Annotated in this window: 26 protein-coding genes; 9 read left to right on the forward strand and 17 right to left on the reverse strand. The window is 72.3% G+C overall.

What is annotated here, in order from left to right; translation table 11 throughout:
• Window positions 1–109: 109 nt before the first annotated feature.
• A complete protein-coding gene (locus HHL19_RS34265) occupies window positions 110–1,000 on the reverse strand; it encodes a VOC family protein (RefSeq protein WP_169094294.1) in 891 nt (296 codons plus the stop codon).
• Window positions 1,001–1,187: 187 nt separating this feature from the next.
• Here HHL19_RS34265 and HHL19_RS34270 point away from each other — a divergent pair, with 187 nt between their 5' ends.
• Window positions 1,188–1,835 (forward strand): TetR family transcriptional regulator, encoded by a 648-nt coding sequence (locus tag HHL19_RS34270; protein WP_169094295.1) that lies wholly within the window; start codon window positions 1,188–1,190, stop codon window positions 1,833–1,835.
• A gap of 158 nt (window positions 1,836–1,993) precedes the next feature.
• On the opposite strand, the gene HHL19_RS34275 is transcribed toward HHL19_RS34270, so the two are convergent.
• Both HHL19_RS34275 and HHL19_RS34280 read right to left on the reverse strand, forming a co-directional pair.
• Window positions 1,994–2,479: a nitroreductase/quinone reductase family protein gene (locus tag HHL19_RS34275; protein WP_169094296.1), complete on the reverse strand. Its 486-nt coding sequence runs from the start codon at window positions 2,477–2,479 to the stop codon at window positions 1,994–1,996.
• Window positions 2,479–3,561: an acyl-CoA dehydrogenase family protein gene (locus tag HHL19_RS34280; protein ID WP_169094297.1), complete on the reverse strand. Its 1,083-nt coding sequence runs from the start codon at window positions 3,559–3,561 to the stop codon at window positions 2,479–2,481. The genes HHL19_RS34275 and HHL19_RS34280 overlap by 1 nt, the downstream gene beginning before the upstream one ends.
• Before the next feature lie 105 nt (window positions 3,562–3,666).
• Here HHL19_RS34280 and HHL19_RS34285 point away from each other — a divergent pair, with 105 nt between their 5' ends.
• On the forward strand, window positions 3,667–4,854 hold the full coding sequence (locus HHL19_RS34285; RefSeq protein WP_169094298.1) for an acetyl-CoA acetyltransferase: 1,188 nt from the start codon (window positions 3,667–3,669) through the stop codon (window positions 4,852–4,854).
• A 24-nt stretch (window positions 4,855–4,878) separates the two neighbouring features.
• Complete coding sequence (locus HHL19_RS34290) at window positions 4,879–5,541, forward strand: pyridoxal 5'-phosphate synthase (protein ID WP_169094299.1); 663 nt, start codon at window positions 4,879–4,881, stop codon at window positions 5,539–5,541.
• A gap of 19 nt (window positions 5,542–5,560) precedes the next feature.
• On the opposite strand, the gene HHL19_RS34295 is transcribed toward HHL19_RS34290, so the two are convergent.
• The 5 genes from HHL19_RS34295 to HHL19_RS34315 form a co-directional block, all read right to left on the reverse strand.
• Entirely contained in the window at window positions 5,561–7,348 is a 1,788-nt protein-coding gene (locus HHL19_RS34295) for an AMP-dependent synthetase/ligase (RefSeq protein WP_346768568.1), read from the reverse strand.
• A gap of 240 nt (window positions 7,349–7,588) precedes the next feature.
• Window positions 7,589–8,206 carry a TetR/AcrR family transcriptional regulator gene (locus tag HHL19_RS34300; RefSeq protein ID WP_169094371.1) on the reverse strand — a complete coding sequence of 206 codons (618 nt, stop codon included), beginning with the start codon at window positions 8,204–8,206 and terminating at the stop codon, window positions 7,589–7,591.
• 130 nt (window positions 8,207–8,336) lie between these two features.
• Entirely contained in the window at window positions 8,337–9,662 is a 1,326-nt protein-coding gene (locus tag HHL19_RS34305; protein WP_169094300.1) for a dicarboxylate/amino acid:cation symporter, read from the reverse strand.
• Window positions 9,663–10,010: 348 nt separating this feature from the next.
• Window positions 10,011–10,550 (reverse strand): UTRA domain-containing protein, encoded by a 540-nt coding sequence (locus tag HHL19_RS34310; protein ID WP_169094301.1) that lies wholly within the window; start codon window positions 10,548–10,550, stop codon window positions 10,011–10,013.
• Between the two features lie 12 nt (window positions 10,551–10,562).
• The gene (locus HHL19_RS34315; protein ID WP_169094302.1) at window positions 10,563–10,829 is read right to left on the reverse strand and encodes a DUF4229 domain-containing protein; all 267 of its coding nucleotides are present in this window, start codon (window positions 10,827–10,829) and stop codon (window positions 10,563–10,565) included.
• 189 nt (window positions 10,830–11,018) lie between these two features.
• Between HHL19_RS34315 and HHL19_RS34320 the strand changes: the two genes are divergently transcribed.
• Entirely contained in the window at window positions 11,019–11,552 is a 534-nt protein-coding gene (locus tag HHL19_RS34320) for a GNAT family N-acetyltransferase (RefSeq protein ID WP_169094303.1), read from the forward strand.
• A gap of 117 nt (window positions 11,553–11,669) precedes the next feature.
• Window positions 11,670–12,533: an AraC family transcriptional regulator gene (locus HHL19_RS34325; protein ID WP_169094304.1), complete on the forward strand. Its 864-nt coding sequence runs from the start codon at window positions 11,670–11,672 to the stop codon at window positions 12,531–12,533.
• A 112-nt stretch (window positions 12,534–12,645) separates the two neighbouring features.
• Here the strand turns inward: HHL19_RS34325 and mqnE are convergent, their stop codons facing one another.
• The 3 genes from mqnE to HHL19_RS34340 form a co-directional block, all read right to left on the reverse strand.
• Window positions 12,646–13,809: an aminofutalosine synthase MqnE gene (mqnE, locus tag HHL19_RS34330; protein WP_169094372.1), complete on the reverse strand. Its 1,164-nt coding sequence runs from the start codon at window positions 13,807–13,809 to the stop codon at window positions 12,646–12,648.
• Window positions 13,810–13,859: 50 nt separating this feature from the next.
• Window positions 13,860–14,315 carry an Lrp/AsnC family transcriptional regulator gene (locus tag HHL19_RS34335; protein WP_169094305.1) on the reverse strand — a complete coding sequence of 152 codons (456 nt, stop codon included), beginning with the start codon at window positions 14,313–14,315 and terminating at the stop codon, window positions 13,860–13,862.
• A gap of 277 nt (window positions 14,316–14,592) precedes the next feature.
• On the reverse strand, window positions 14,593–15,291 hold the full coding sequence (locus HHL19_RS34340) for a UbiX family flavin prenyltransferase (RefSeq protein WP_169094306.1): 699 nt from the start codon (window positions 15,289–15,291) through the stop codon (window positions 14,593–14,595).
• 95 nt (window positions 15,292–15,386) lie between these two features.
• Here HHL19_RS34340 and HHL19_RS34345 point away from each other — a divergent pair, with 95 nt between their 5' ends.
• Window positions 15,387–16,013 (forward strand): rhomboid family intramembrane serine protease, encoded by a 627-nt coding sequence (locus HHL19_RS34345; protein WP_169094307.1) that lies wholly within the window; start codon window positions 15,387–15,389, stop codon window positions 16,011–16,013.
• Window positions 16,014–16,025: 12 nt separating this feature from the next.
• On the opposite strand, the gene mqnP is transcribed toward HHL19_RS34345, so the two are convergent.
• On the reverse strand, window positions 16,026–16,928 hold the full coding sequence (mqnP, locus tag HHL19_RS34350) for a menaquinone biosynthesis prenyltransferase MqnP (RefSeq protein WP_169094308.1): 903 nt from the start codon (window positions 16,926–16,928) through the stop codon (window positions 16,026–16,028).
• Window positions 16,928–18,385 carry a menaquinone biosynthesis decarboxylase gene (locus HHL19_RS34355; protein WP_169094309.1) on the reverse strand — a complete coding sequence of 486 codons (1,458 nt, stop codon included), beginning with the start codon at window positions 18,383–18,385 and terminating at the stop codon, window positions 16,928–16,930. Before HHL19_RS34355 ends, mqnP begins: the two co-directional genes overlap by 1 nt.
• Window positions 18,386–18,475: 90 nt before the next feature.
• Between HHL19_RS34355 and HHL19_RS34360 the strand changes: the two genes are divergently transcribed.
• Window positions 18,476–18,886 (forward strand): PLD nuclease N-terminal domain-containing protein, encoded by a 411-nt coding sequence (locus HHL19_RS34360; protein WP_169094310.1) that lies wholly within the window; start codon window positions 18,476–18,478, stop codon window positions 18,884–18,886.
• Window positions 18,886–19,773, forward strand: a complete 888-nt coding sequence (locus HHL19_RS34365) for a LysR family transcriptional regulator (RefSeq protein ID WP_169094311.1) — start codon at window positions 18,886–18,888, stop codon at window positions 19,771–19,773. Before HHL19_RS34360 ends, HHL19_RS34365 begins: the two co-directional genes overlap by 1 nt.
• On the opposite strand, the gene HHL19_RS34370 is transcribed toward HHL19_RS34365, so the two are convergent.
• The 3 genes from HHL19_RS34370 to HHL19_RS34380 form a co-directional block, all read right to left on the reverse strand.
• Window positions 19,685–20,605: a DMT family transporter gene (locus HHL19_RS34370; RefSeq protein ID WP_169094312.1), complete on the reverse strand. Its 921-nt coding sequence runs from the start codon at window positions 20,603–20,605 to the stop codon at window positions 19,685–19,687. The genes HHL19_RS34365 and HHL19_RS34370 overlap by 89 nt on opposite strands.
• A 131-nt stretch (window positions 20,606–20,736) precedes the next feature.
• Window positions 20,737–21,855: a hypothetical protein gene (locus HHL19_RS34375; RefSeq protein WP_169094313.1), complete on the reverse strand. Its 1,119-nt coding sequence runs from the start codon at window positions 21,853–21,855 to the stop codon at window positions 20,737–20,739.
• 47 nt (window positions 21,856–21,902) lie between these two features.
• Window positions 21,903–23,090, reverse strand: coding sequence for a hypothetical protein (locus HHL19_RS34380; protein ID WP_169094314.1), 1,188 nt, complete (start codon window positions 23,088–23,090; stop codon window positions 21,903–21,905).
• Window positions 23,091–23,233: 143 nt separating this feature from the next.
• Between HHL19_RS34380 and HHL19_RS34385 the strand changes: the two genes are divergently transcribed.
• Window positions 23,234–23,857 (forward strand): NAD(P)H-dependent oxidoreductase, encoded by a 624-nt coding sequence (locus HHL19_RS34385; protein ID WP_169094315.1) that lies wholly within the window; start codon window positions 23,234–23,236, stop codon window positions 23,855–23,857.
• 59 nt (window positions 23,858–23,916) lie between these two features.
• Here HHL19_RS34385 and HHL19_RS34390 read toward each other — a convergent pair whose 3' ends face one another.
• Window positions 23,917–24,234, reverse strand: a complete 318-nt coding sequence (locus HHL19_RS34390; RefSeq protein ID WP_346768564.1) for a hypothetical protein — start codon at window positions 24,232–24,234, stop codon at window positions 23,917–23,919.
• Window positions 24,235–24,257: the final 23 nt, after the last annotated feature.

Below are 24,257 nucleotides of genomic sequence, written 5' to 3' on the forward strand. Positions count from 1 at the left end.
CGTACGGGCCACGACGATACGGCCCCGGGCCCTGATTCTTCCTGTCCGGAGCCCCAGTTGCGAACCCGGGGGCGGATCGGGGTGTCACAGGTCATACGGAGCGGATCGCTCACGGCGCGGCGGGGGGCTCCGAGAGGGTGGACGGCGTGGGGGCGGGGGTGCCGAGCGGGGCGGTGTCGGTGGAGAGGGCGGCGGTTTCGCCGGGGGCGAGGAGGGGGTCGGCGGGGATGGGTTCGGCGAGGACGGCGAAGCGGGCGCCCTGGTTGTCGTGGAGGACGGCGATGCGGCCGTAGGGGGTGTCGACGGGGGGTTCGGCGATCCGGCCGCCGAGGCGGACGGTGGTGGCGCAGGCCTCGTCGCAGTCGCGGACGGCGAAGTAGACGAGGACGTGGCCCGGCATCTCGGCGGGGAAGGCGTCGGTGATGACGGCCCGGCCGCCGAAGGCGGTGTCGTCGCCGGCGCGGGAGCCGGGCGGGGACCAGACGCGGTAGTCGAAGCCGGGCTCCTTGCCCTCCTCGGCGGGGTCGGCCTGGCGGCCGAGCCAGCCGAAGACGGAGGCGTAGAAGGTGTCCACGGGCCCGGGGCGGCGGGTGTACACCTCCATCCAGCAGAAGGAGCCGGGTTCGTTGGTGACCTCGAAGCCGTCGTCGTCGCCGGACTGGCGCAGGCCGAGGACGGCGCCGCCGGGGTCGGCGGCGAGGGCGAGGACGCCGAAGGGGCCGACGGGGTACGGCTCCATGACCATCTGCCCGCCGGCGGCCTTCACCCGGGCGGCGACGGTGCCGGCGTCCTCGGTGGCGAGGTAGACGGTCCAGGTGGTGGGCATGCGGCCGTCCCGCTTGGGGAGGAGCCCGGCGACCCGGCGGCCGTCGAGGAGGGCCTCGTCGCGGTCGTCGTCGAAGGTCCAGCCGAACAGCTCGCCGTAGAAGCGCTTGCCCGCCTCCAGGTCGGGGAGCTGCGCGTCCACCCAGCACGGGGTGCCCTCTGTGTATACGGCCATGGCCCCACGCTAGGGCGGCGGGGCCGGGGGCGCGCTCCGGTGTGCGCCGTCCGGGGCGGGGCGGGCGTCTGGCGCGATCCCGTCGCACGACGCGCCGAGGAGACCCCCGCCGACCTCGGAGAACGGTGTGCACCCCATTTGCAGTCGGCCGAATCGCGCGCTGATCCCCCCTCGGTAAGCTGACGGCATGACAGGACAAGTACGCACCGTCGACGGCCGCGTGGCCGGACGACGCGGCCAGGCGACGCGGCAGAAGCTGCTCGACTGCCTCGGTGAGATGCTCAGCTCCTCGCCGTACCGGGACGTCAAGGTCATCGACGTGGCCCGGAAGGCGGGTACTTCACCCGCGACGTTCTATCAGTACTTCCCGGACGTCGAAGGCGCCGTCCTGGAGATCGCGGAGGAAATGGCGAAGGAGGGCGCCGGGTTGACCGAGCTGGTCTCCGGCCGCTCCTGGGTCGGCAAGGCCGCCTGGCAGACCTCCGAGGAACTCGTCGACGGCTTCCTCGACTTCTGGCGGAAGCACGACGCGATCCTGCGGGTCGTGGACCTCGGCGCCGCGGAGGGAGACAAGCGGTTCTACAAGATCCGCATGAAGATCCTGAACTCGGTCACCAACTCCCTGACGGACGCGGTGAAGGAGCTCCAGGCCAAGGGCAAGGTCGACAAGGAGGTCAGCGCGGCCGCGATGGCCGGCTCGCTGGTGGCGATGCTGGCCTCGGTCGCCGGCCACCAGAAGGGCTTCACCACCTGGGGTGTGAAGCAGGCCGAACTCAGGCCGAACCTCGCCCTGTTGGTGCATCTGGGCATCACCGGCAAGAAGCCGGTCCGATAGCCGGTCGGACAGCCCCGGGGCCGTATCGGGCCCTCTCCTTCCCCCGTCCTGTCGTCGACGCCGACGCCGGCCGCCGCCCCCACGCGGGGCGGGACCGCCGTCGGCGTCGTCGTGTGTACGGGCCGGGTGTACGGGCCGGGTGTGCGGGCCGGGCGGGATCACCTCCGGGTGAGGCGGAAGAGCCGGATCTCGCGCTCGACCCGGGCCTGGTAGGAGGCGTACGGGGGCCAGAAGGCGAGGGCCGCCTCCCAGGCCGCCGCCCGCTCCTCCCCCGTCAGCCGTTCGGCCCGTACGGGGATCGTCTCGCCCTTCCAGCTGATCTCGGCGTCCGGGTGGGCGAGCAGGTTGGCCGTCCAGGCGGGGTGGCCGGGCCGGCCGAAGTTGGAGCCGACGAGCAGCCAGGTCCCCCGCTCGGGCTCCGGCATGCAGGCGAGCGGGGTGGTCCGCCGCCGCCCGCTCCTCGCTCCCGTGGCGGTGAGCACGACGCCGGGCAGCATCTGGGTGCTGAGCAGCGCCTTTCCCCCGCTGAGCCGGTGCACGGCCTTGTCGAGCGCGGGGATGACGCGGGGGGCGATCCTCGCGAAGGTCCGGGTCGAGGACACCTTCTGGACGAGCCTCACTGCCGGTTTCCGTCCTGCGGACATCAGGCGGCCGCCTCTCCGGCGCGTTCCGCCGCGCGGGCGCGGAGGCGTCCGGCGGGCCCGAAGAGGAGCGCGTCGGCGGCGGCGCGGCGCCCGTAGCGGTCGGCGGCGTGCGGCGGTACGGCTTCCCCGGCGGCGTCGCGGAGGACGTCGAGGGCCTGGGCGAGGGCAACGGGCCCGCCCTCGGGCCCCGGCCCTGGCTCGCGGGCGGCGCAGTGGGTCAGCGTGCGGGCGGTCTCGACCCGGACGTGGAGGTCGGCGAGGCGGTACCGCTCCCGGGCACCGGCCCGGCCGAGGGCGTGTTCCAGGGCGCCCCGGGCGGCTCCGGTGGCCTCGGCGGCGAGGAGGACGGCGGCGGTGCGGCCCGCGGCGGCGAGGGCGCGGGTGATGTCGGCGGGGTCGGCGGGGTCCTCGCCGAGGAGCTCGGCCGGGACGTCGCGGAGCTGAACGGTGGCCGGGGAGCGGGTGGGGTCGAGTCCGGCGTGCGGGGTGCGGACGAGTCCGGGGCCGGCGTCCTCCGTACGGACCAGGTAGAGGAGCGTACGGCTGCGGGCGAAGCCTCCGGTGTGGGCGGCGACGAGGAGCAGTCCGGCGCTGTGGCCGTCGAGGACCTGGGCGGCCTCGCCGTAGAGCAGCCGGCCGCCGGGGGACCCCTCGGGCGACGGCCGGGCCTGGATGCCGCCGGCCCGGCCGTCGCCGGACCAGGCGCCGGTGGTGTTGTCGCCGGTGAGGCCGAGGGCGTGGGCGAGGGAGCCGCCGGGCGCGGCGAGCGCGCAGGTGAGCTCGCCGGCGGCGATCCGGGGCAGCAGTTCGGCGCGCTGGGCGGGGGTGCCGAGGGCGGCGACGAGGGGGGCGGTGAGGACGGTGGTGGCGAGCAGCGGGGAGGGGGCGAGGGCGCGGCCGGTCTCCTCGCAGGCGAGGGCGAGTTCGGGGAGGGCGAGGCGGGCGAGCCCGAGTTCGCCGGACATGCGGGCCCAGAGGGCGGGGTCGTACCCCTCGGGTCCTGGGGTGGGGCGGGCGTACCGGTCGAGCAGGTCCCGCAGGGTGCGGCGGATCTCCCGCTGTTCCTCGGTGGCGGTCTCCATGGGACTCCCTCCGTATCTGACGGCCCGTCATGCTAGGGCGGGCGAAGCCCGATTGCCCATACCGACGAGGCCTCCGATCGGGATATCTGATGTACCGTCAGATCCATGAGGACCGCTACCGCCGCCACCCCGCGCACCTCCCCGCCCGGCCGGCGCCGGGTCGCCGTCGCCGGCGTCGCGCTCGCCGACTGCGGCCGGGTCGACGAGGCCACCCCCTACGCGCTCCACGCCCAGGCCGCCCGGCGCGCCCTCGCCGACAGCGGCCTCGACCGCTCCCTCGTCGACGGCCTCGCCTCCGCCGGGCTCGGGACGCTCGCCCCCGTGGAGGTCGCCGAATACCTGGGCCTGCGCCCCACCTGGGTCGACTCCACCTCGGTCGGCGGCGCCACCTGGGAGGTCATGGCCGCCCACGCGGCCGACGCGATCGCCGCGGGCCACGCGAAGGCGGTCCTGCTCGTGTACGGCTCCACCGCGCGCGCCGACATCAGGGCCGGGCGCCGCACCTCGAACCTCTCCTTCGGCGCCCGCGGGCCGCTCCAGTTCGAGGCGCCGTACGGCCACACCCTCGTCGCCAAGTACGCGATGGCCGCGCGCCGCCACATGCACGAGTACGGCACCACCCTGGAGCAGCTCGCCGAGGTCGCGGTCCGGGCGCGGGCGCACGCGGCGCTCAACCCCGAGGCCATGTTCCGCACCCCGATCACCGTCGACGAGGTCCTCGACGGCCCGATGATCGCCGACCCCTTCACCAAGCTCCACTGCTGCATCCGCAGCGACGGAGGCTGCGCGGTGCTCCTCGTCGCCGAGGAGTACGCGAAGGACCTGGCGAAGCCCCCCGTCTGGATCCTCGGAACCGGGGAACACGTCTCGCACACGACGATGTCCGCATGGCAGGACTTCACCGTCTCCCCGGCGGCGGTCAGCGGCCGCCTGGCCTTCGAACGGGCCGGGGTGACGCCCGCGGACATCGACGTGGCGGAGATCTACGACGCCTTCACCTACATGACCCTGGTGACGCTGGAGGACCTCGGCTTCTGCGCCAAGGGCGAAGGCGGCGCGTACGTCACGGACAAGTCCGCCGTCCCCTTCAACACCGACGGAGGCGGCCTCTCCGCCTGCCACCCCGGCATGCGAGGCCTCTTCCTCCTCGTCGAGGCCGTCCGCCAGCTCCGGGGCGAGGCCCCCGGCCTCCAGATCCGCCGCCCCGACGGCACCCTCCCCGAACTGGCCCTCGCCTCCGCCACAGGCGGCTGGTTCTGCTCCTCGGCCACGGTGATCCTGTCCAGAAGCTGACGGCGCGGCGCCTACGCTCGCCCCATGAACGACTTCCACGAGGCACTGCGTTCGCTGCGCGTCTGGGACACCGAGCTGCCCGCCTTCGACCCGGCGACCGCCCCCACCGACCCCCTCGCGCTCTTCCACACCTGGTTCCTGGACGCCGTCGCCGCCGGCCAGAGCGAACCGCACACGCCCTCCCTCGCGACGGCCGGCGCGGACGGCCGCCCCGACGTCCGCACCGTGATGCTGCACGACGCCGACGACCGCGGCTGGCACTTCGCCTCGCACGCCACCAGCGCGAAGGGCCGCCAGCTGGCCGCCAACCCGGAGGCCGCGCTGGGCTTCTACTGGCCGGTCCGAGGACGCCAGGTCCGCGTCCGCGGCCGCGTCACGACCGCGAGCCGCGAGGAGGCGTACGCGGACCTGCACGCCCGCACCACCGGCGCCCTCGCCGCCGCCCTCACCGGCCGCCAGAGCGAACCCCTCGACTCCCCCGAGACCCTCGCCGCCGCGAGCGACGCGGCCTGGCACCGCGCCGAGGCCGAACCGGACGCCGACGCCCCCACCTGGACCCTGTACGTCGTCGAACCCACCGAGGTCGAGTTCTTCCAGGGCGACACCCGCCGCCGCCACCTCCGCCTCCGCTACCGCCGCACCCCCGACGCCCCCGCCGGCTGGACCAGGGAACTGCTCTGGCCCTGAGGGCGCCGCCCCGTACGCGTCACTCGTACTCGGGCCCGTACATCTCCTCGACCTCCCGCGCGAAGTCCCGCAGCACCGCCCCCCGGCGGAGTTTCAGTGAGGGGGTGAGGTGGCCGGAGGTCTCGGAGAACTCGGTGGTCAGGACGCGGAAGGCGCGGATGGACTCGGCGCGGGAGACGAGCCGGTTGGCGTCGTCGACGGCCTTCTGGACGACCGCGAGCAGCTCCGGGTCCCGCGTCAGCTCCCACAGCGCCAGGTGGTCCTTCCGCCGCATCCGCCGCCAGTGGGCGAGCCCCTCGTGGTCGAGGGTGATCAGCGCGGAGACGTACGGGCGGTTGTCGCCGACGACCATGCACTGGGCGACGAGCGGGTGCGCGCGCAGCCAGTCCTCCAGGGGCGCCGGGGCGACGTTCTTGCCGGCGGAGGTGATGAGGAGGTCCTTCTTGCGGCCGGTGATGGTGAGGTAGCCGTCCTCGTCGAGCGCGCCGAGGTCGCCGGTCGGGAACCAGCCGCCGTCGGTGTACGGGACGGCGGTGCCGCGCTGCGCGTCCCAGTACCCGGCGAAGACGTGCGGGCCGCGCAGCCACACCTCCCCGTCGTCGGCGATCCGCACCCCCGTGCCGGGCAGCGGCAGCCCGACCGTGCCGGTGCGCGGCGCGAGCGGCGGGGTGACCGTCGTCGCGGCCGTCGTCTCCGTCAGGCCGTACCCCTCGAAGACCTCGACGCCCGCGCCCCGGAAGAACTCCGCGAGCCGGACGCCCAGCGGCGAGCCGCCGCAGATCACGTACCGTACGCGCCCGCCGAGCGCCGCCCGGATCCGGCGGTAGACCAGCGGGTCGTACAGGGCGCGCGCCGCCCGCACCGAGAGCGAGGGCGCCTCGGTCCGCCCGAAGCGGCGGGCGGCCCGCGCGGCCCGGTCGAAGGCGGCGCCCTTCCCGGAGCGTTCGGCGGTGGCCCGGGCCCGGTTGTAGACCTTCTCCATCACGTACGGGATCGCGAGGAGGAACGTCGGCCGGAAGCCCGCCAGGTCGTCGAGGAGGTCCTCGCCCTCCACCGACGGCGCGTGCCCGACGCGTACCCGCGCCCGGACGCACCCCACCGCCACCATCCGCCCGAAGACGTGCGACAGCGGCAGGAAGAGCAGGGTGGACGGCGGCTCGCCGCCCTCGGGGGCGAAGACCGGGTGGAGGAGCCTGACCGCGTTGTCGACCTCGGCGAAGAAGTTGGCGTGGGTGAGGGCGCAGCCCTTGGGCCGGCCGGTGGTGCCGGAGGTGTAGACGAGGGTGGCGAGGGTGTCCGGGGTGAGCAGCCCCCGCCGGGCCGTCACCGTCTCGTCCGGGACCCGCGCCCCGGCCTGCCGCAGCTGCTCGACGGCGCCCGCGTCGAGGACCCAGAGGTGGCGGAGGTCGGGCAGCCGGCCGCGCTCGGCGGAGACGAGCCGCGCCTGCCCGGCGTCCTCGACGACACAGGCGACGGCGCCGGAGTCCTGGAGGATCCAGCGGGTCTGGAAGGCGGAGGAGGTCGGATAGACGGGGACGGTGACGAGCCCGGCGGCCCAGGCGGCGAAGTCGAGCAGTGTCCACTCGTAGGTGGTGCGGGCCATCAGCGCGAGCCGGTCGCCGGGGCGCAGCCCGTGGGCGATGAGCCCCTTGGCGACGGAGTGCACGTCGGCGGCGAAGCGCCCGGCGGTGACGTCCCGCCAGCTCCCGTCGGCCGGGTCCTTCCGGGAGAAGACGACGGCGTCGGGTTCCTGCCGGGCGTTGTCGTACGGCAGGTCGGCGAGCGAACCGCGCTCGACCCGGGGCACGAGCGCGGGCGCGGAGACCTCCCGTACCCGTCCGTCGACGCGGATGAAGGCGAGCTCGGTCGACACGGGCGGCTCCTCGGTCTGCGCGATGAACGAAGGTCGTACGTCGTGGAGCAGAAGTGCGTGGAGCGGAGGTGCGTCGAGCGGAGGTGCGTCGAGCGGAGGTGCGTCGAGCGGAGGTGCGTCGAGCAGCAGGGGGACAGTCCCTGACTAGCCGGTAACCTTACTGCGCGGTAAGGCTCAACGGGGAGACCAGCGCTCGTTTTTCATGAGGTTTCCGAGCCCGGACCAGGCGAAGTTCATCAGGGTGGCCGCCGCCTCCCGCGCCGTCGCCCCCGGCGTCTCGTTGACCCAGGTCGCCAGCGACTCGGCGGACCCCACGAGCGCCTGCGCCAGCGCCGCCACGTCGCGCTCGCCGATCGCGACCGGCCCGTGCGCGGCCCGCGCGGCCTCGCCGATCAGCCCGGTCACGAAGGCCGCGATCTCCTCCCGCATCCGCGCCGCCTCGGTCGCGAACGGCTCGCCCTGGGTGCGCGCGTGCCGGCTGAGCACGGCCCACGCGTCGGGGTGGTCGGCGGCGTGCCCGAAGAAGGCGAGGAGCCCCGCCCACAGCCGCTCGTCCGGCGGCGCGGACCCGTCGGCCACGGCCTCGGCGACGGCCGCGAGCAGCGCTTGGGCCTCCCGCCGGATGCAGGCGGTGAAGAGCTCCTCCTTGGAGTTCAGGTACAGGTAGACGAGCGGCTTGGACACACCGGCCAGTTCGGCGATCTCGTCCATCGAGGCCGCCTGGTACCCGTGCCGCGCGAAGCACGCCACGGCGGCGTCCATCATCTGCCGCTCGCGCACGGCCCGAGGCAGCCTCCTGGTCCCCGCCACGCGTCTCTCCGCCCTGCTTCCAAGATCGATTGCTTCGCCCGCGAAGCCTACGTGCCCCCCGCCCGGACGGGGGCGAGGGGCACGTAGGCGTACCGGGGTACGGGGGACGGGGTCAGGCCGCGACCGCGACCTTCTCCGGGGCGGCCTCCGGGGCGTCGATCGGGGACGCCGAGGCGTTCTCGTACGCGGTGAGGTCGAGGATCTTCTCGCGGGCGGAGACGATCACCGGGACGAGCGCCTGGCCGGCGACGTTGGTGGCGGTCCGGATCATGTCGAGGATCGGGTCGATCGCCAGGAGCAGGCCGACGCCCTCCAGCGGGAGGCCCAGGGTGGAGAGGGTCAGCGTCAGCATGACCGTGGCGCCGGTGAGGCCGGCGGTGGCGGCGGAGCCGATCACCGAGACGAAGGCGATGAGCAGGTACTCCTTGACGCCGAGCTGGACGTCGAAGATCTGCGCGATGAAGATTGCGGCGAGCGCCGGGTAGATCGCGGCGCAGCCGTCCATCTTGGTGGTGGCGCCGAACGGGACGGCGAAGGAGGCGTACTCCTTCGGGACGCCGAGGCGCTCGGTGACCCTCTGGGTGACCGGCATGGTGCCGACCGAGGAGCGGGAGACGAAGGCCAGCTGGATGGCGGGCCAGGCGCCCTTGAAGAACTGGAGCGGGTTCACCTTGGCGACGGTCGCGAGGAGCAGCGGGTAGACGCCGAAGAGGACCAGGGCGCAGCCGATGTAGACGTCGGCGGTGAAGGTCGCGTACTTGCCGAGGAGGTCCCAGCCGTAGTTGACGATCGCCTTGCCGATGAGGCCGGCGGTGCCGATCGGGGCGAGGCGGATGACCCACCACAGGGCCTTCTGGAGCAGCTCCAGGATCGACTCGGAGAGGTTGAGGATCGGCTGGGCCTTCTCGCCGAGCTGGAGGGCGGCGATGCCGGCGACGGCGGCCATGAAGACGATCTGGAGGACGTTCAGCTCGGTGAAGGGCGTGATGACGTCCGTCGGGATGATGCCGGTGAGGAAGTCGATCCAGCTGCCCTGGCCCTCGGGGGCCTTGCCGTCGGCCGGGGTGAGGCCGGTGCCGGCGCCGGGGTTGGTGACCAGGCCGATCGTGATGCCGATGGCGACCGCGACGAGCGAGGTGATCATGAACCAGAGGAGGGTCTGGGCGGCGAGGCGGGCCGCGTTGTTGACCTTCCGGAGGTTGGTGATCGAGACGAGGATCGCGAAGAACACGAGCGGGGCGACGGCCAGCTTCAGCAGCTGGACGAAGATGCCGCCGACCTGGATCAGGGTCTCCTTCAGCCAGGCGACGTCCTGGCTCCGGGCGATCCAGCCGAGCAGGACGCCGAGGACGAGACCGGCGACGATCTGGGCCCAGAAGGGGACCTTGGGTATCCGGGACGAGGGCTTGGCCTCGGTGGCGGACGCGGATGCGGACACGGGCACTCCACAGGTACGTATCGGGGTAATACGGGGACGGGGGTGCGGCACACACGCGTTTTCACGCGGGCCGCTGCATGATGCCGGATCAGAGCACGCGACAACAGGCCGCGGACATACAGCGGCAGAGATCGACGTGCAGGCGCGCCACGAGCGGACTGCCCGGGGCGTGAGAGAGGCGCACTGCTGTCGTCATGGCCGACACGTTAACACTTGAACTTTGAGAACCTCAAAGCCCTTCTTTGAGACAAGAAACCGGCCACCCCCGACCGAAACACAAGCACCCCTGGTGAGAGCCATCCAGCTCACACCAGGGGTGCTTGTCCTGTGAGGAACCTTACGCAGTCCCTACATCCCCGCGAGCCGGTACGTGAGGTGCCTGCCGGCCGGCATGACCATCAGGGACGCCTCCACGGGCGCCCCGTCGGCGGTCCGCGTGAGCCGCAGCAGCCGGAGTACGGCACTCCCCTCGGCGAGACCGAGGTGTACGCGTTCCTCCTCGGCGGCCAGGCCCGCACTCACGTCCTCGACCACGTCGGCACCGACGTACCCCAGCTCCTTGAGGAGCGTGACGGCCCCGCCGGGCACCTTGCGCGGCTCGGCCAGGGGCGTGCCGGCGGCGACGGAGAGCGGGTAGTAGGAGTCCGCCAGCTCGACGGGGAGGTCGTCCAGCAGGATCAGCCGGCGCCTGACGATCACCTGGGCGCCGGCGGGGAGTCCGAGCGCGGCACGGACGGCGTCGGGTGCCGTCACCTCACCGGCCTGGAGCAGCCGCTGCCCGCCCCGCCGCCCACGGCGAGCGGCCTCGCCGGTCCACGCGTCGCCCTGCCCCGGCTCGCGTGGGGCCAGGTACGGCGCGGTCTCACTGATCCAGGCGTCGCCCGCCACGACCGGTCCGGCTCAGACCGCGTCCTCGCGGGTGCGGTTCTCGTGGAGGCGGCCCTTGGCGCGGTCGACCTTCTCGACGATCTCGGCGCTCAGGGCGTCGCGCTGCTTGCGGAGCAGGACGAAGCTCAGGGGGGCCGAGACGACGATGGAGAGGAGCAGGACCCACAGGAGGTTGGAGTCGCCGAGGCCGCGCGGGAGCGCGCCGACGTAGACGAGGCCCCACAGGGCGAAGAAGCAGCCGGCGAAGATGCCGAGCCGCATCAGCGAGTAGCGGAGCATGACCCACTCTTTCGTTCCGAGGTGCCGAGAGTGCCGAACCTTCCCAATACGGGACGAGCGCCCCCCAGTGAAGCACGAGGAGGGGTGCCCGCCGAAGGCGGGGGGCCGGTACGCACCCCGCCGCGGAGGCCGCGCCCGAGGGGCGGAATCCTCTTGAGGGTCAGGGGGCGTAATAGATACAGTCCAGCTATGACCCTTACTTTTGAGGTTGATCCGGCTGTCGACCAGTCCCTGACCGACGGTGTGCTCGCCCTCTGGGCCGATGTCTCCAACGCGGGCGGCGCCGTCGGCTTCGTCCCGCCCGTCACCGCCGACGAGATCCGCCCCTCCCTCCTCAAGCACCTCGCCGCCGTGGTCCAGGGCACCACCCGGCTCCTCGTCGGGCGGGACGAGGACGGGGAGGTCGCCGCCACCGCCTTCTTCGCCTTCAACACCCACCGGCTGATGACCCACTGGGTGTGGCTGTACACCGTGATGGTCCACCCGAAGCACCAGGGCAAGGGGTACGGTCTCGACCTCATGGCGGCCGTCGAGCGCGCCGCCCGCACCGCCCCCGGCTTCGAGGGCGTCGAGGCGATCCGGCTCGGCGTCCGGGGCGGGACCGGCGTCGACTCGTTCTACGCCCGGGCCGGGTACAAGGAGGTCGGGCGCGTCCCCGGCGCCATCCGGGTCGCCCCGGGCGACGACCGCGACGACATCACGATGCTGCTGCGCCTGACCTGACCGGGCCCCGGACCACGCGGGCGGCGAGCCGACCCGACCGCACCGGGCAGAGGATGTCGGGTCCGGCACAGTGGGACCTCCCTAGCGTGGAGATCAGTGAGGGAAGGACGGCCAGGAGTGCTGGAGCGGCTGAATCAGGCCATGGACCACATCGAGGACCACCTCGACGAGCCCCTCGACGCGGCCGAGCTGGCCCGAGTCGCCATGACGTCGGAGTACCACTTCCGGCGGATGTTCTCCGCGCTGGCGGGCATGCCGCTCTCCGCGTACGTCCGCCGTCGCCGGCTGACGCTCGCCGGGGCCGAAGTGCTCGCCGGGGAGCGGACTCTGCTCGATGTCGCGGTGCGGTACGGGTACGGCTCGGGCGAGGCGTTCGCACGTGCCTTCCGCGCCATGCACGGGGTCGGTCCCGGCGAGGCGCGGCGGACAGGCGCGGCGCTGCACTCCCAGCCACGGATGTCCTTCCGGCTGATCGTCGAAGGGAGCAGCAGCATGCGGTACCGGGTGGTGGAGAAGGACGGGTTCAGGCTCATGGGCAGGGGGACACAGGTCCCGCTGGTCTACGAGGGGATGAACCCGGCCATCGTGGAGTTCGTCAAGAGCATCGGCAAGGAGGCGCTGGGGCGCTGGGAGGAGTACGCGGACGGGGAGCCCGGCGGTGTCGTGGCCGCCGTCAGCAACCACTCCGCGGACGACGCGGAGGGCACCGAGATCGACTACTTCCACGGGGTGGTGAGCGACGCGGAGGTGCCCGGGGCTTCGGACAGCCTCGACGTCGCGCCGGGGACGTGGGCGGTGTTCGAGTCCTCGGGCCCGTTCCCGCAGGCGGTGCAGTACCTCTGGCGGGACGTGTACACGCAGTGGTTCCCGTCGAACCCGTACCGGAGCCGGCCCGGACCGTCGCTCTCGCGCACGCGGGTGTCCGAGGACGGCACCCACGCGGACGCGGAGGTGTGGATTCCGGTGGAGCGGGTCAGCTGACCGAGGAGTGCCTCTCCGCCGTCGTCCGCCTCGCCGACACGGGGGGTGCGGGAGAGGCGGTACGGGGGAAGGGCCGGTGGATCCCCACCGGCCCTTCCCCCGTGCGCGAACGTCAGACCCGCATCGGCTGCGGCGACTCCCGCCGCCCCGCGTCCGGGCCCGGGTACTCGCGGATGATCTCGTACCGGGTGTTCCGCTCGACCGGCCGGAAGCCGGCGTCGCGGATCAGTTCGAGCAGGTCGTCGCGGGTGAGCTTGTTCGGCGTGCCGTAGTTGTCGGCGTCGTGCGTGATCTTGTACTCGACCACCGAGCCGTCCATGTCGTCGGCGCCGTGCTGGAGCGCGAGCTGGGCGGTCTGCACGCCGTGCATGACCCAGAAGACCTTGACGTGCGGCACGTTGTCGAAGAGGAGCCGGGAGACCGCGAAGGTCTTCAGGGCCTCCGCGCCGGTCGCCATCGTCGTGCGCGCCTGCAGCTTGTTGCGGACCTTGCCGTCCTGCATGTCCACGAAGTCGTGCTGGTAGCGCAGCGGGATGAAGACCTGGAAGCCGCCGGTCTCGTCCTGGAGCTCCCGCAGCCGCAGCACGTGGTCGACGCGGTGGCGCGGCTCCTCGATGTGCCCGTACAGCATCGTCGAGGGGGTCTTCAGACCCTTCTCGTGGGCGAGGCGGTGGATCCGGGACCAGTCCTCCCAGTGGGTGCGGTGGTCCACGATGTGCTGCCGGACCTCCCAGTCGAAGATCTCGGCGCCGCCGCCGGTCAGCGACTCCAGGCCCGCCTCGATGAGTTCGTCGAGGATGTCGGAGGCCGACATGCCGGAGATCGTCTCGAAGTGGTGGATCTCGGTGGCGGTGAAGGCCTTGAGGGAGACGTTCGGCAGGGCCTTCTTCAGCTCGCTCAGCGAGCGGGGGTAGTACCGCCAGGGCAGGTTGGGGTGGAGCCCGTTGACGATGTGGAGCTCGGTGAGGTTCTCGTTCTCCATCGCCTTGGCGAGGCGGACGGCCTCCTCGATGCGCATCGTGTACGCGTCCTTCTCGCCCGGCTTGCGCTGGAAGGAGCAGTAGGCGCAGGAGGCGGTGCAGACGTTGGTCATGTTCAGATGCCGGTTGACATTGAAGTGGACCACGTCGCCGTTCTTGCGGGTCCTGACCTCGTGGGCCAGTCCGCCGAGCCAGGCGAGGTCGTCGGAGTCGTAGAGGGCGATGCCGTCCTCACGGCTCAGCCGCTCACCGGCGAGCACCTTCTGCTCCAGCTCACGCTTGAGCCCCGCGTCCATGCGGCCGCCTCCCATGTATCCGACGAAATCAGGCTTCACCCACCGTACTCTCAGGCCTCTTCGGGCAGGTCCCCGACCCGGTTCTCCCACTTGGTGGAGAGCACGATCGTCGTCCGGGTGCGGGACACGCCCTTGGTGCCGGAGAGGCGGCGGATGGTCTTCTCCAGGCCGTCGACGTCGCTGGCGCGGACCTTGAGCATGAAGGAGTCGTCGCCGGCGATGAACCAGCAGTCCTCGATCTCGGCGAGGTCCTTCAGGCGGCGGGCCACGTCCTCGTGGTCGGCGGCGTCGGAGAGGGAGATGCCGATGAGGGCGGTGACGCCGAGGCCGAGCGAGGCGGCGTCGACGGTGGCGCGGTAGCCGGTGATGACCCCGGCCGCCTCCAGGCGGTTGATCCGGTCGGTGACGGAGGGGCCGGAGAGCCCGACGAGCCGGCCCAGCTCGGCGTACGAGGCGCGGCCGTTCTCGCGCAGGGCCTGGATGAGCTGCCTGTCCACGGCGTCCATAGGTATACGACCTTCCATTGTCCAGCGATACCGCAAGTTTATGTGTAGAATCTAAGGCATGCAGGGCCAACACCCTGCGAATCTTTCAGTGGATCTGCGATTTTTTCAGTGGATCAAAGACGGATCAACGACGATCTTTCAGGAGTGAGAACACCGTGTACACGATCGAGATGGCCTACGCCCGAATGCGCGAGCTGCAGGACCTGGCCAACCGCTCGCGTGCCCACAAGCCCACCGCCGCTTCGAAGCGGGCCGCGAAGAAGGCCGCGAAGAAGCGCTAACCGGCACGGGGAACCCCCGGAGCTCCGCTTCCGAGTTCCCCCCGCCACCGGCGGTACAGCCCGTGCGGCACCCCTGCCGCGTCGAGCACCCGCCCGGCGACGAAGTCCACCAGGTCCTGGATGTGCGTCGCCCCCGCGTAGAACGCCGGAGAGGCGGGCAGCACCACGGCGCCCGCCTCGTCCAGCGCCACCATCTGCTTCAGCGTCTGCCCGCTCAGCGGGGTCTCCCGCACCGCGACGACCAGCGGACGCCGCTCCTTGAGCGTCACGCTCGCCCCCCGCTGCAAGAGGTCCTTCGACAGACCGAGCGCCACTCCCGCCACCGCGGCGGTCGAGGCCGGCACGATCAGCATCCCCTTCGCCGGGTACGACCCCGAGGACGGCCCCGCCGCCAGGTCGCCGGCCGCCCAGTACCGCACGTCGTCCAGCGACTCCACCGGCACCTCGAACGCGTCCGGCTTCCCGTCCGCGCCCCGCGCCAGCCACGCCGCCAGGTCCTCGCGCCAGTGCGCGTCCCGGAAGCCGATCCCCGTCTCGTCGAGCAGCGTCAGCCGCGAGGCCCGCGAGACGATCAGGTCGACGCTCTCCCCCGCCGCGAGCAGCCCCCGCAGCACGGAGGCCGCGTACGGCGTCCCCGACGCCCCGGACACCCCGACCACCCAGGGACGACGCTGCTTGCTGTTGTTCGGCTCCACGCCGACGAGCCTATCCGGCGGGGCGTGCCGGGCCGTCGGTAAGGTGCCCCCGACGTTCACCGCGCGGGGGACGCGCACGACGCAGGGGGGCTGCGATGAGCTGGAACGGAACCGCCGCAGGGGGCGGCACGGGGATCCCGGAGTGGAGTCGGGCCGACCGGGCGAAGGCCGCGGCGAAACTGATGGCCGGCTGGGTCGCGCTGCTGTGGGCCCTGGAGGGCCTCGACCTCGCGACCGGGCACGCCCTGGACGCGTACGGCATCGTCCCGCGCGAGACCTCGGAGCTCCCGCACCTCGTGTCCGCCGCCTTCCTCCACTTCGGCTTCGGTCACGTCGCCTCGAACAGCGTCCCGCTCCTCGTCCTCGGCTTCCTCGCCGCGCTCGGCGGGATCCGGCGGTTCCTCGGCGTCGTCGCGGTCATCGTGGTCGCCGACGGGCTCGGGGTCTGGCTGTTCTCCCCGTCGGGCACCAACACCGCCGGCGCCTCCGGCGTCGTCTTCGGCCTCTTCGGGTACCTGGTGGTCCGCGGCTTCGTGAACCGGCGCCCGCTGGAGGTGCTCGTCGGCCTGGCGGTCGCCGCGCTCTGGGGCGGCAGCATGATCGCCGGCGTCGTCCCCCAGGCCGGCATCAGCTGGCAGGGCCACTTCTTCGGGCTCCTCGCGGGCGCGGGTGCGGCCTTCCTGCTGCGCCGCCGGCCGGGACCGGCGGCGCTCGAGGCGTGACGAACGGTCGGATCAGACCGTCAGACCCCGGACCAGCAGGTCGAGGAGGGCGCAGACGAAGAGGGAGATCCCGATGAAGCCGTTCGTCGTGAAGAAGGCCCGGTTGAGCCGGGACAGGTCGTGCGGCTTCACGATGGAGTGCTCGTAGCAGAAGGCCGCGGCGACGATCACCAGGCCGGCCCAGAAGAAGATCCCCGCGTCCGTGGCGAGCGCGTACCAGACCAGCAGGCCGGTGGTGACGACGGCGGAGGCGCGGGCGCCCCACAGCGCCGCCGGGATCCCGAAGCGGGCCGGCACCGACATCACGCCGTGCGCCCGGTCCGCCTGCACGTCCTGGCAGGCGAAGATCAGGTCGAAGCCGCCGATCCAGATGCCGACCGCGAGGCCCAGGATGACGGCGTCCCACGACCACTCGCCGGTCACCGCGAGCCAGGCGCCGATCGGGCCGATCGCCTGCGCGAGGCCGAGGATCGCGTGCGGGAAGTTCGTGAACCGCTTGCCGTACGGGTAGACGACCATCGGGATCACGGCCAGCGGCGCGAGCGCCAGACAGAGCGGGTTGAGCAGCGCGGCCGCGCCGAGGAAGACGACGACCGCGATCCCGGCCCCGGTCCACGCGGACCGCACCGACACGGCGCCGGTGACGAGCTCGCGGTTGGCGGTGCGCGGATTACGGGCGTCGATCTCGCGGTCGATGATCCGGTTGCAGGCCATGGCGAAGGTCCGGAGCCCCACCATGCACACCGTCACCAGGAACAGCGTCCACCAGTGGACCTTCCTGTCCAGCTGGAACATCGCCGTGAGGGAGGCGATGTAGGCGAAGGGCAGCGCGAAGACCGAGTGCTCGATCATGACGAGCCGGAGGAACGCCTTGGTACGCCCCGGCTGCGCGCCCGGGACGGCGGCCGTCGCCATCACAGGCCGTACTCCTTCCAGCGGCGGTCCACCAGGGCGGCCGTCGCCGGGTCCGACTCCACCATGTCCGGCCAGCCGCCGTCCCGGGTGTAGCCCTCCTCGGGCAGCTTCTTCGTGGCGTCGATACCGGCCTTGCCGCCCCAGAACTGCTGGTAGGAGGCGTGGTCCAGGTGGTCCACCGGGCCCTCGACGACGGTCAGGTCGCGGGCGTAGTCCGTGTTGCCGAGGGCCCGCCAGGACACCTCGTGCAGGTCGTGCACGTCGCAGTCCTTGTCGACCACGATGATCAGCTTGGTCAGCGACATCATGTGGGCGCCCCAGATGGCGTGCATGACCTTCTGCGCGTGCTTCGGGTACTTCTTGTCGATCGAGACGATCGCGCAGTTGTGGAAGCCGCCCGACTCCGGCAGGTGGTAGTCGACGATGTCCGGCACGATGATCTTGAGGAGCGGGAGGAAGAAGCGCTCCGTCGCCCGGCCGAGCGGCCCGTCCTCGGTCGGCGGCCGGCCGACGACGATCGACTGGAGCAGCGGACGCTTCCGCATCGTGACGCAGTCGATCTTCAGCGCGGGGAACGGTTCCTGCGGGGTGTAGAAGCCGGTGTGGTCGCCGAAGGGCCCCTCCGGCAGCATCTCGCCGGGCTCCAGCCAGCCCTCGACGACGACCTCGGCGTTCGCCGGGACCTGGAGCGGGACGGTCTTGCAGTCGACCATCTCGATCCGCTTGCCCTGTACGAAGCCGGCGAAGAGGTACTCGTCGATGTCGCCGGGGAGCGGCGCGGTGGAGGCGTACGTGACGGCCGGCGGGCAGCCGAAGGCGATCGCGACCGGCAGCCGCTCGCCGCGCTCGGCGGCGACCGCGTAGTGGTTCCGGCTGTCCTTGTGGATCTGCCAGTGCATGCCGATGGTGCGCTTGTCGTGCCGCTGGAGCCGGTAGAGGCCCAGGTTCCGCACACCGGTCTCGGGGTGCTTGGTGTGGGTGAGGCCCAGGTTGAAGAAGGAGCCGCCGTCCTTGGGCCAGGTGAAGAGCGCGGGCAGCTGGTCGAGGTCGACGTCGTCGCCGGTCAGGACCACCTCCTGCACGGGCGCGTCCACGGACTTCACCTTCTTCGGCGGCACGTGGACCATCGAGCCCAGCTTGCCGAAGGCCTCCCGGACGCCGACGAAGCCGTGCGGCAGCTCCGGCTTGAGCAGCCCGCCGATCTTCTCGCTGATCTCCCCGTACGACGTGAGGCCGAGCGCCTTGAGGAGCCGCCGGTCCGTGCCGAACACGTTCATCGCGAGCGGCATGGCGGAGCCCTTCACGTTCTCGAAGAGAAGCGCGGGCCCTCCGGCCTTGTTCACCCGGTCGACGATCTCCCCGACCTCCAGGTACGGGTCGACTTCGGCCTTGATGCGCTTGAGGTCGCCTTCACGCTCCAGGGCCCTGAGCAGCGAGCGGAGATCGTCGTAAGCCATACGGGCAAGTATCGGTCACCGGCTACGCTGGACTTGTCACCGGGGCCGATTCGACGCGCCCCCGCCACCGCTTCCAGGGGGCCGCACCACATGCTCAGGGCCTTGATGTTCATCCTGCCGCTGGCGCTGACGATCTATGCCTTCATCGACTGTCTGAACACCCCCGAGGACGAGGTCAAGCACCTGCCCAAGGTGGTCTGGGTGATCATCATCCTGCTGTTCTGGATCGTCGGCCCGATCGTGTGGATCGTCGCGGGCAAGGCCCGGCGGGCGGCGGCCGGCGGCGCCCGCGGAAGCGGCCGGGGCGGTCGGGGCGGTCGCGGCGCCTGGGTGGCGCCGGACGACAACCCCGAATTCCTGAAGTCCCTCTCCGAGGACTCGGAGGAGAAGAAGCGGCAGGACGACGCCCTGTTCAAGGACTGGGAGGCGGACCTGCGCCGCCGCGAGGACGAGCTGAAGCGCCAGGAGGGTCGCGAAGAGGGCGACGACAAGGAGAGCTGATGGAACTGCGCCTCCTCGCCACCTTCGAGAAGGTCGCGGAAGTCCTCTCCTTCACCCGCGCCGCCGCCGAGCTCGGCTACGCCCAGTCCAGCGTGACCTCGCAGGTCAAGGCGCTGGAGACGGCCCTCGGCACCGAACTCTTCGAGCGGCTCGGCGGCCGCATCCGGCTGACCGGGGCCGGCGAGCGGCTGCTGCCGTACGCGCGCCGCATGGCCGAGCTCGCCGAGGAGGCGCGGGCCGCGGTCGCCGCCGGGGAGGCGGCGGGGACGATCACCATCGGCACCATGGAGTCCCTCACCACGTACCGGCTCCCGCCGCTCCTGGAGTACGTCCACCACCGGCACCCGGCCGTCCGCCTCTCCCTGCGCCCCACGCTCGGCGACGCGACACGGCGGGCGCTGCGGCAGGGCACGTACGACCTGGGCTTCCTCATGGAGGCGGAGACCGCGCACGAGGGCCTGGAGACGGAGGTCCTGGCCCCGGAGCCGCTGACCCTGGTGGCCGCCCCGGGCCACGCCCTCGCATCCCGTACGGAACTGGCCACGGCGGACCTCGCGGCCACCGCCCTGGTGGGCACCGAGCCGGGCTGCGCGTACCGCGACCTCTTCGAGGCGGAGCTGGCGGGGGCGGCGACGGGCCCGTCGGGGCCGGAGTTCCTGGAGTTCGGCACGATCGAGGCGAGCAAGCGGGCGGTGGCGTCCGGGCTCGGGATCGCCCTGCTGCCCCGGATCACCGTCCAGGAGGAACTGGCGTCCGGGGCGCTGGTGGCGCTCGGCTGGGACCCGCCGTTCACGCTCTTCACGCAGCTCGCGTGGCGGCGGGGGAAGCGGCTTCCGGCCCACGTGCGACTGTTCGTGGAGCAGGCGCGGCGGCTCGCGCGAGAGTGACCTTCAGGCTGGCGAGGACGATGAGCGGGACGCCGAGCGCCTGGACGAGCCCGATGTGGTGCCCGTACACCGCCCAGTCGACGACCATCGCGACGGCCGGGTAGGTGAAGGCGAGCACCGCGATCTTCGCGGTGGGCAGCTTGGCGTAGGCGGCGTACATCAGCACGTACATCAGCCCCGTGTGGACGATCCCCAGCCCGACCAGCCACCCCCACCCGCCGCCGAGCCCGGCGACGGCCCCGAAGTCGGCGAACGGCAGCAGCAGCGGCACGCCGGCCACCACCTGCACGAGGGCGATGAGATGCGGCCGCACGCCGCCGATCCGCTTGGTGACGAAGGTGGCGAGCGCGTACAGCACGGCGGCGGCGAGCGCGTACCCGAGCCCCTTGAGGGAGGCGGTGTCCCCCGGCCGCACCCCGGAGACGAGGATCAGCCCGACGAAGGCGACGGCGAGCCACCCCACCTTCCCGGCGGGAATCCGCTCCCGCAGGAAGAACGAGCTGAGCAGCACGAGGAAGAACGGCTGCGTGTGGTAGACGACGGTGGCGAGCGAAATGGAAGAGGCGGCATAGGCCTCGAAGAGGAAAACCCAGTTGAAGACGATGAACACCCCGCCGAGCAGCGCGAGCCCGAAGGACCGCGCGGTGAAGCCGTGCCCGGTGAAGTAGCCCCGCGCCAGGCTGTAGAGCCCGAGCGCGACCGCCCCGAAGAGGCACCGGAAGAACACGACCTCGAAGGGCGAGGCGCCCGACTCCACGACGAAGACGCCGAGCGTGCCCGACAGCACCATGGCGAGGGTCAGTTCGAGGGTTCCCCTGGTCTCGTTTCTCATACGACAGACGCTACGGACAGGGTCCGGGAGCGGTCCACGAGCCAGTGGGGCGTCCTTCCGATGGGGCCCATCGGCAGAACCGATGGGCCCCGGCTCAGCGGGGCGCCGGCACCGTCACTTCGCCGCCGCCGTCACTTCGCCGCCACCGTCACGTCGCCGCACCCGATCCGCTTGGCCTCGGACTTCACGTAGGCGGGGAGGAGCCGGCGCGACCAGTCGACCGCGCGCGAGTCGAACGCGCGGACCACGAAGACGACGTCACCTGTCTGGCACCGGGTCGTGTAGACGGAGAGGTCGCCGCCCACCCGGCCGTAGCCGTCGCCCTTGAGCGGCTCGCCGCCGCCCTTGAACGCACGGGTCATGAAGATCTGCGCCAGATCCGGGTCCTCGATCGTCATGAACCGGATGTCGGGGCGTTCGGTGCGCATACCTATGTCGCAGGCACGCACGCCTTCACCCGACCCCGGGGTGACGCGTTCGCGGTACGAGTACTCGCTCTTCTTCCCCGGCCGGTCCGCCGCGGGCAGACGCATCCCCTTCACGCCGCACAGCTCGTCCAGTCCCGCGTCCCGCGTCTCGGCGAGCGGCGCCAGGTCCCCGGGTTCGGCGTACCGTCCCGAGCAACCGTACTTCTCCATCAGCCCGTTGACCATGTGGACGACGGTGCGCGCCAGGGCGGCCCGGCGGCTCTCGTCGTCGTCGCGCTCGATCCACTCGACGCCCGCGGACACGTCCACCACCCTCGGCGCGTGGGCGTTGCCGGACGAGCTCAGGCAGCCCTTGGGCAGCGCGGCCCAGGCGCGGTTCGGCGAGACCATGCCGGTGATCTCGCCGCCCAGCGGGGCCATCCGGGGGGAGAGGAACGCGTCCGGCCACTCCCTCATGTCGAGCCCGTGCAGCTCGTCGAGATCGCGTACGGTCGCGGTCACCTCCCAGCGCCGCTCGTCGTCCTCGATGCGTGTGATCCGGCACTCGCCGCGGACCCGGGCGTCGTTCCCCCGGGCGTGTTCGAGGGGGAGTTCCCGCGCCTCCAGGCGCCCTTCCCGGCTGAACATGCCGAACGCGACGTCCTCCGACAGCGTCCCCCAGCACAGCTCCCTCGGCACGAGCGGCAGCGTGTCCGTCCGCCAGGCCACGGTGCCCGCGCCGAGCAGCGCACCGACGAGCAGACCGGCGAGCGCCGCTCCCCGCTTGCCGCGCAGCAGCCGCGGCCCACGGCCCCCGGTCGTCGTCCCACTGTCCTCGGTCATCGCACCGCTCCCGTTCTCCCTCTCCGTCTCCCTCTCCAGGTGCGGGCTCATCGCCGCGGCGCCACGTCGGAGCAGCCGATACGGTCGCCCACGGCGTTCACGGCCCGGGCGAACGCGCCGTCCACGTCCGGGACGGCGACCTTCTGGAGGTGGCCGGAACCGAGGACGAGCATGAAGACCGCCGGCTCCTTGCCGCAGTCCGCCTGGACGATGTTGTACGAGCCGGACAGCCGTCCCTTGCCGCGCCAGCCGGGACCGGGCGACCGGTCACCGGCGAGGCCCTGGAACAGCGCGACCAGGCGCGGCTGCGCCACCATCGTGAACTGCCCCGCGAAGACGGGGTTCCTGACGTTGTCCGTGTTGGTCAGCGTGCACAGCTGGACGTCGTCCGCCACGGCACCGGGCCGCGCCTCGTAGTGGTCGCCCTTGCCCGTGGCGAAGCCGAGTCCCCGGATGCCGCAGGTGTCCTTCGCGTCGACGCCGCCGATCTCCCGCTCGCGGGCGGGCCGCACCGGAGAGGTGACCCGCAGCGGACCGGCGCCCTCGGCACAGCCGGTCCGCCGCATGCCCTCGTCGGCCACGTCGAGCAGCAGCCGGGCCACGTCTCCCGGGCTGCCGATCGACACCGGCATGCGCACCAGCCCCAGATGGCCGTCCCCGGTCTCGCCGCCGGTGACGGTCACCACGGTCGGCCGCCCGTCGACGTCGCAGCTCTCGGGCAGCACGACCATGCCCTTGGAGCTGCCGACCAGTCCGGGAACGCCGTCGGGCAGCGGCGCCACGGAACCGTCGAGGAACTCCCGCAGCCAGCCCAGCCGTTCCTCCTCCGCGGCGGGAACGGCCCCGTACCGAACGTTGACCGTCTTCTTGAACTCGATGGTCCCGCCGCCACCCGAGGACCCGTGGCTGTCCGGCACGCTGGACGTCACCCGCAGCGTGCAGGTGCCCTCCGGGCGGTCGGCCGACGGCGCGGCGGACTCCTCGGCACGCCGCTCACTCCCGGACCGCCCGAGTTCCTCGTCCCCGAGCAGCCGGGGCCCGCTGTCCTGCTCCCAAGCGCCCCAGCAGTACCGGTCCTTGGCGAACGGTCCGACTTCCGCCGCCCATCCACCGACCCCGGCGAGGGCGAGCGCCCCCACGGTCACCGCGACGACGGTCCCGCGCCTGCGCCGCAGCCACGACCCGCGTATGCCGTCGCCGCCGCCCGCGCCCTGCGGCGCCACCTGTGCTTCCATGCCCGATCCCCCGTACCTCACGACCGCCCGATCCTAACCAGGGCCGTGCCCGCCCTCGGAGGAGGACCGGGGGAGAACCGGAGGAGGAATAGTTCCAGGTGAGCCCGAGTTCACGACGACGACCCCACGAGACCGGAGCAGACATGACCCTCGCCGCCGAACCCGGAGCCGGCCGCTCGTTCCTCTTCGTCCTCGGCAGCTCCCGCGCCGACGGCAACTCGGAGATCCTGGCCCGCGAAGCCGCCGCCCACCTGCCCGCCGGAATCCCGCAGCGCTGGGTGGACCTGAACCGCCTCGACCTCCCGGACTTCCAGGACGGCCGCCACGAGACCACCGCCCACCAGATGGGCGACGTCGAGGCGGACCTCCTGAAGGCCACCCGGGAGGCCACGGACATCGTCATCGTCTCCCCGCTGTACTGGTACACCCTCTCCGCCCAGACCAAGCGCTACCTGGACTACTGGTCCGGCTGGCTGAACCTCCCGGACTCCGACTTCAAGCAGCGCATGGCGGGCGGCACCCTGTGGGGCGTCACGGCCCTGTCCCACGAGCACCACGTCGTCGCGGACGGCCTCACCACCGCCCTCCACAACTCCGCCGCCTACCTCCGCATGCGCTTCGGCGGCGTCCTCCTGGGCACCGCCTCCCGCCCCGGCCGCATCCGCGCCGACGAACAGGCCCTCATCCGCGCGAAGACCTTCTTCGAGAACGAGCCCCGCCCGGCCCTGTTCGCGTACGAGGAGGCGAACGCGAACACGACGGCGTGAGCAGCCGACCGGAGGACAGCCGGCGGCCGGGGTCTGCTCGGGCCGGAGGGAGTCGCCGCTCATGCCTGGCCGCCGGAATGGCAGGCGCACCCGCACACGAGGTACCTCACCCCCGGCACTCCGCTGTCGCGGCGCGCGTGGTCGCGGCAGCGGTCGTGGCGGCCGACGATGCAGCGCGGGGAGCGGAACTCCGGCTCCGGTTCCGGCTCCGCGGCCAGGGCGCGGGCCAGGAGGGACACGCTCACCGCGTCGGCGACCTCCGGCGTCACCCACCAGCCGTCGCCCGCGCGGTCGCGGTGCAGGCCGTCGTGGCCCGCGTCGAGGACGCAGACGGACCCGCCCCACACGGGCCGGACCACCTCCGCGACGGCGTACACGGACCGCCGCGCCCCGCAGCGGG

The organism is Streptomyces sp. R302, assembly GCF_012927245.1.
Taxonomy (GTDB): Bacteria; Actinomycetota; Actinomycetes; order Streptomycetales; family Streptomycetaceae; genus Streptomyces.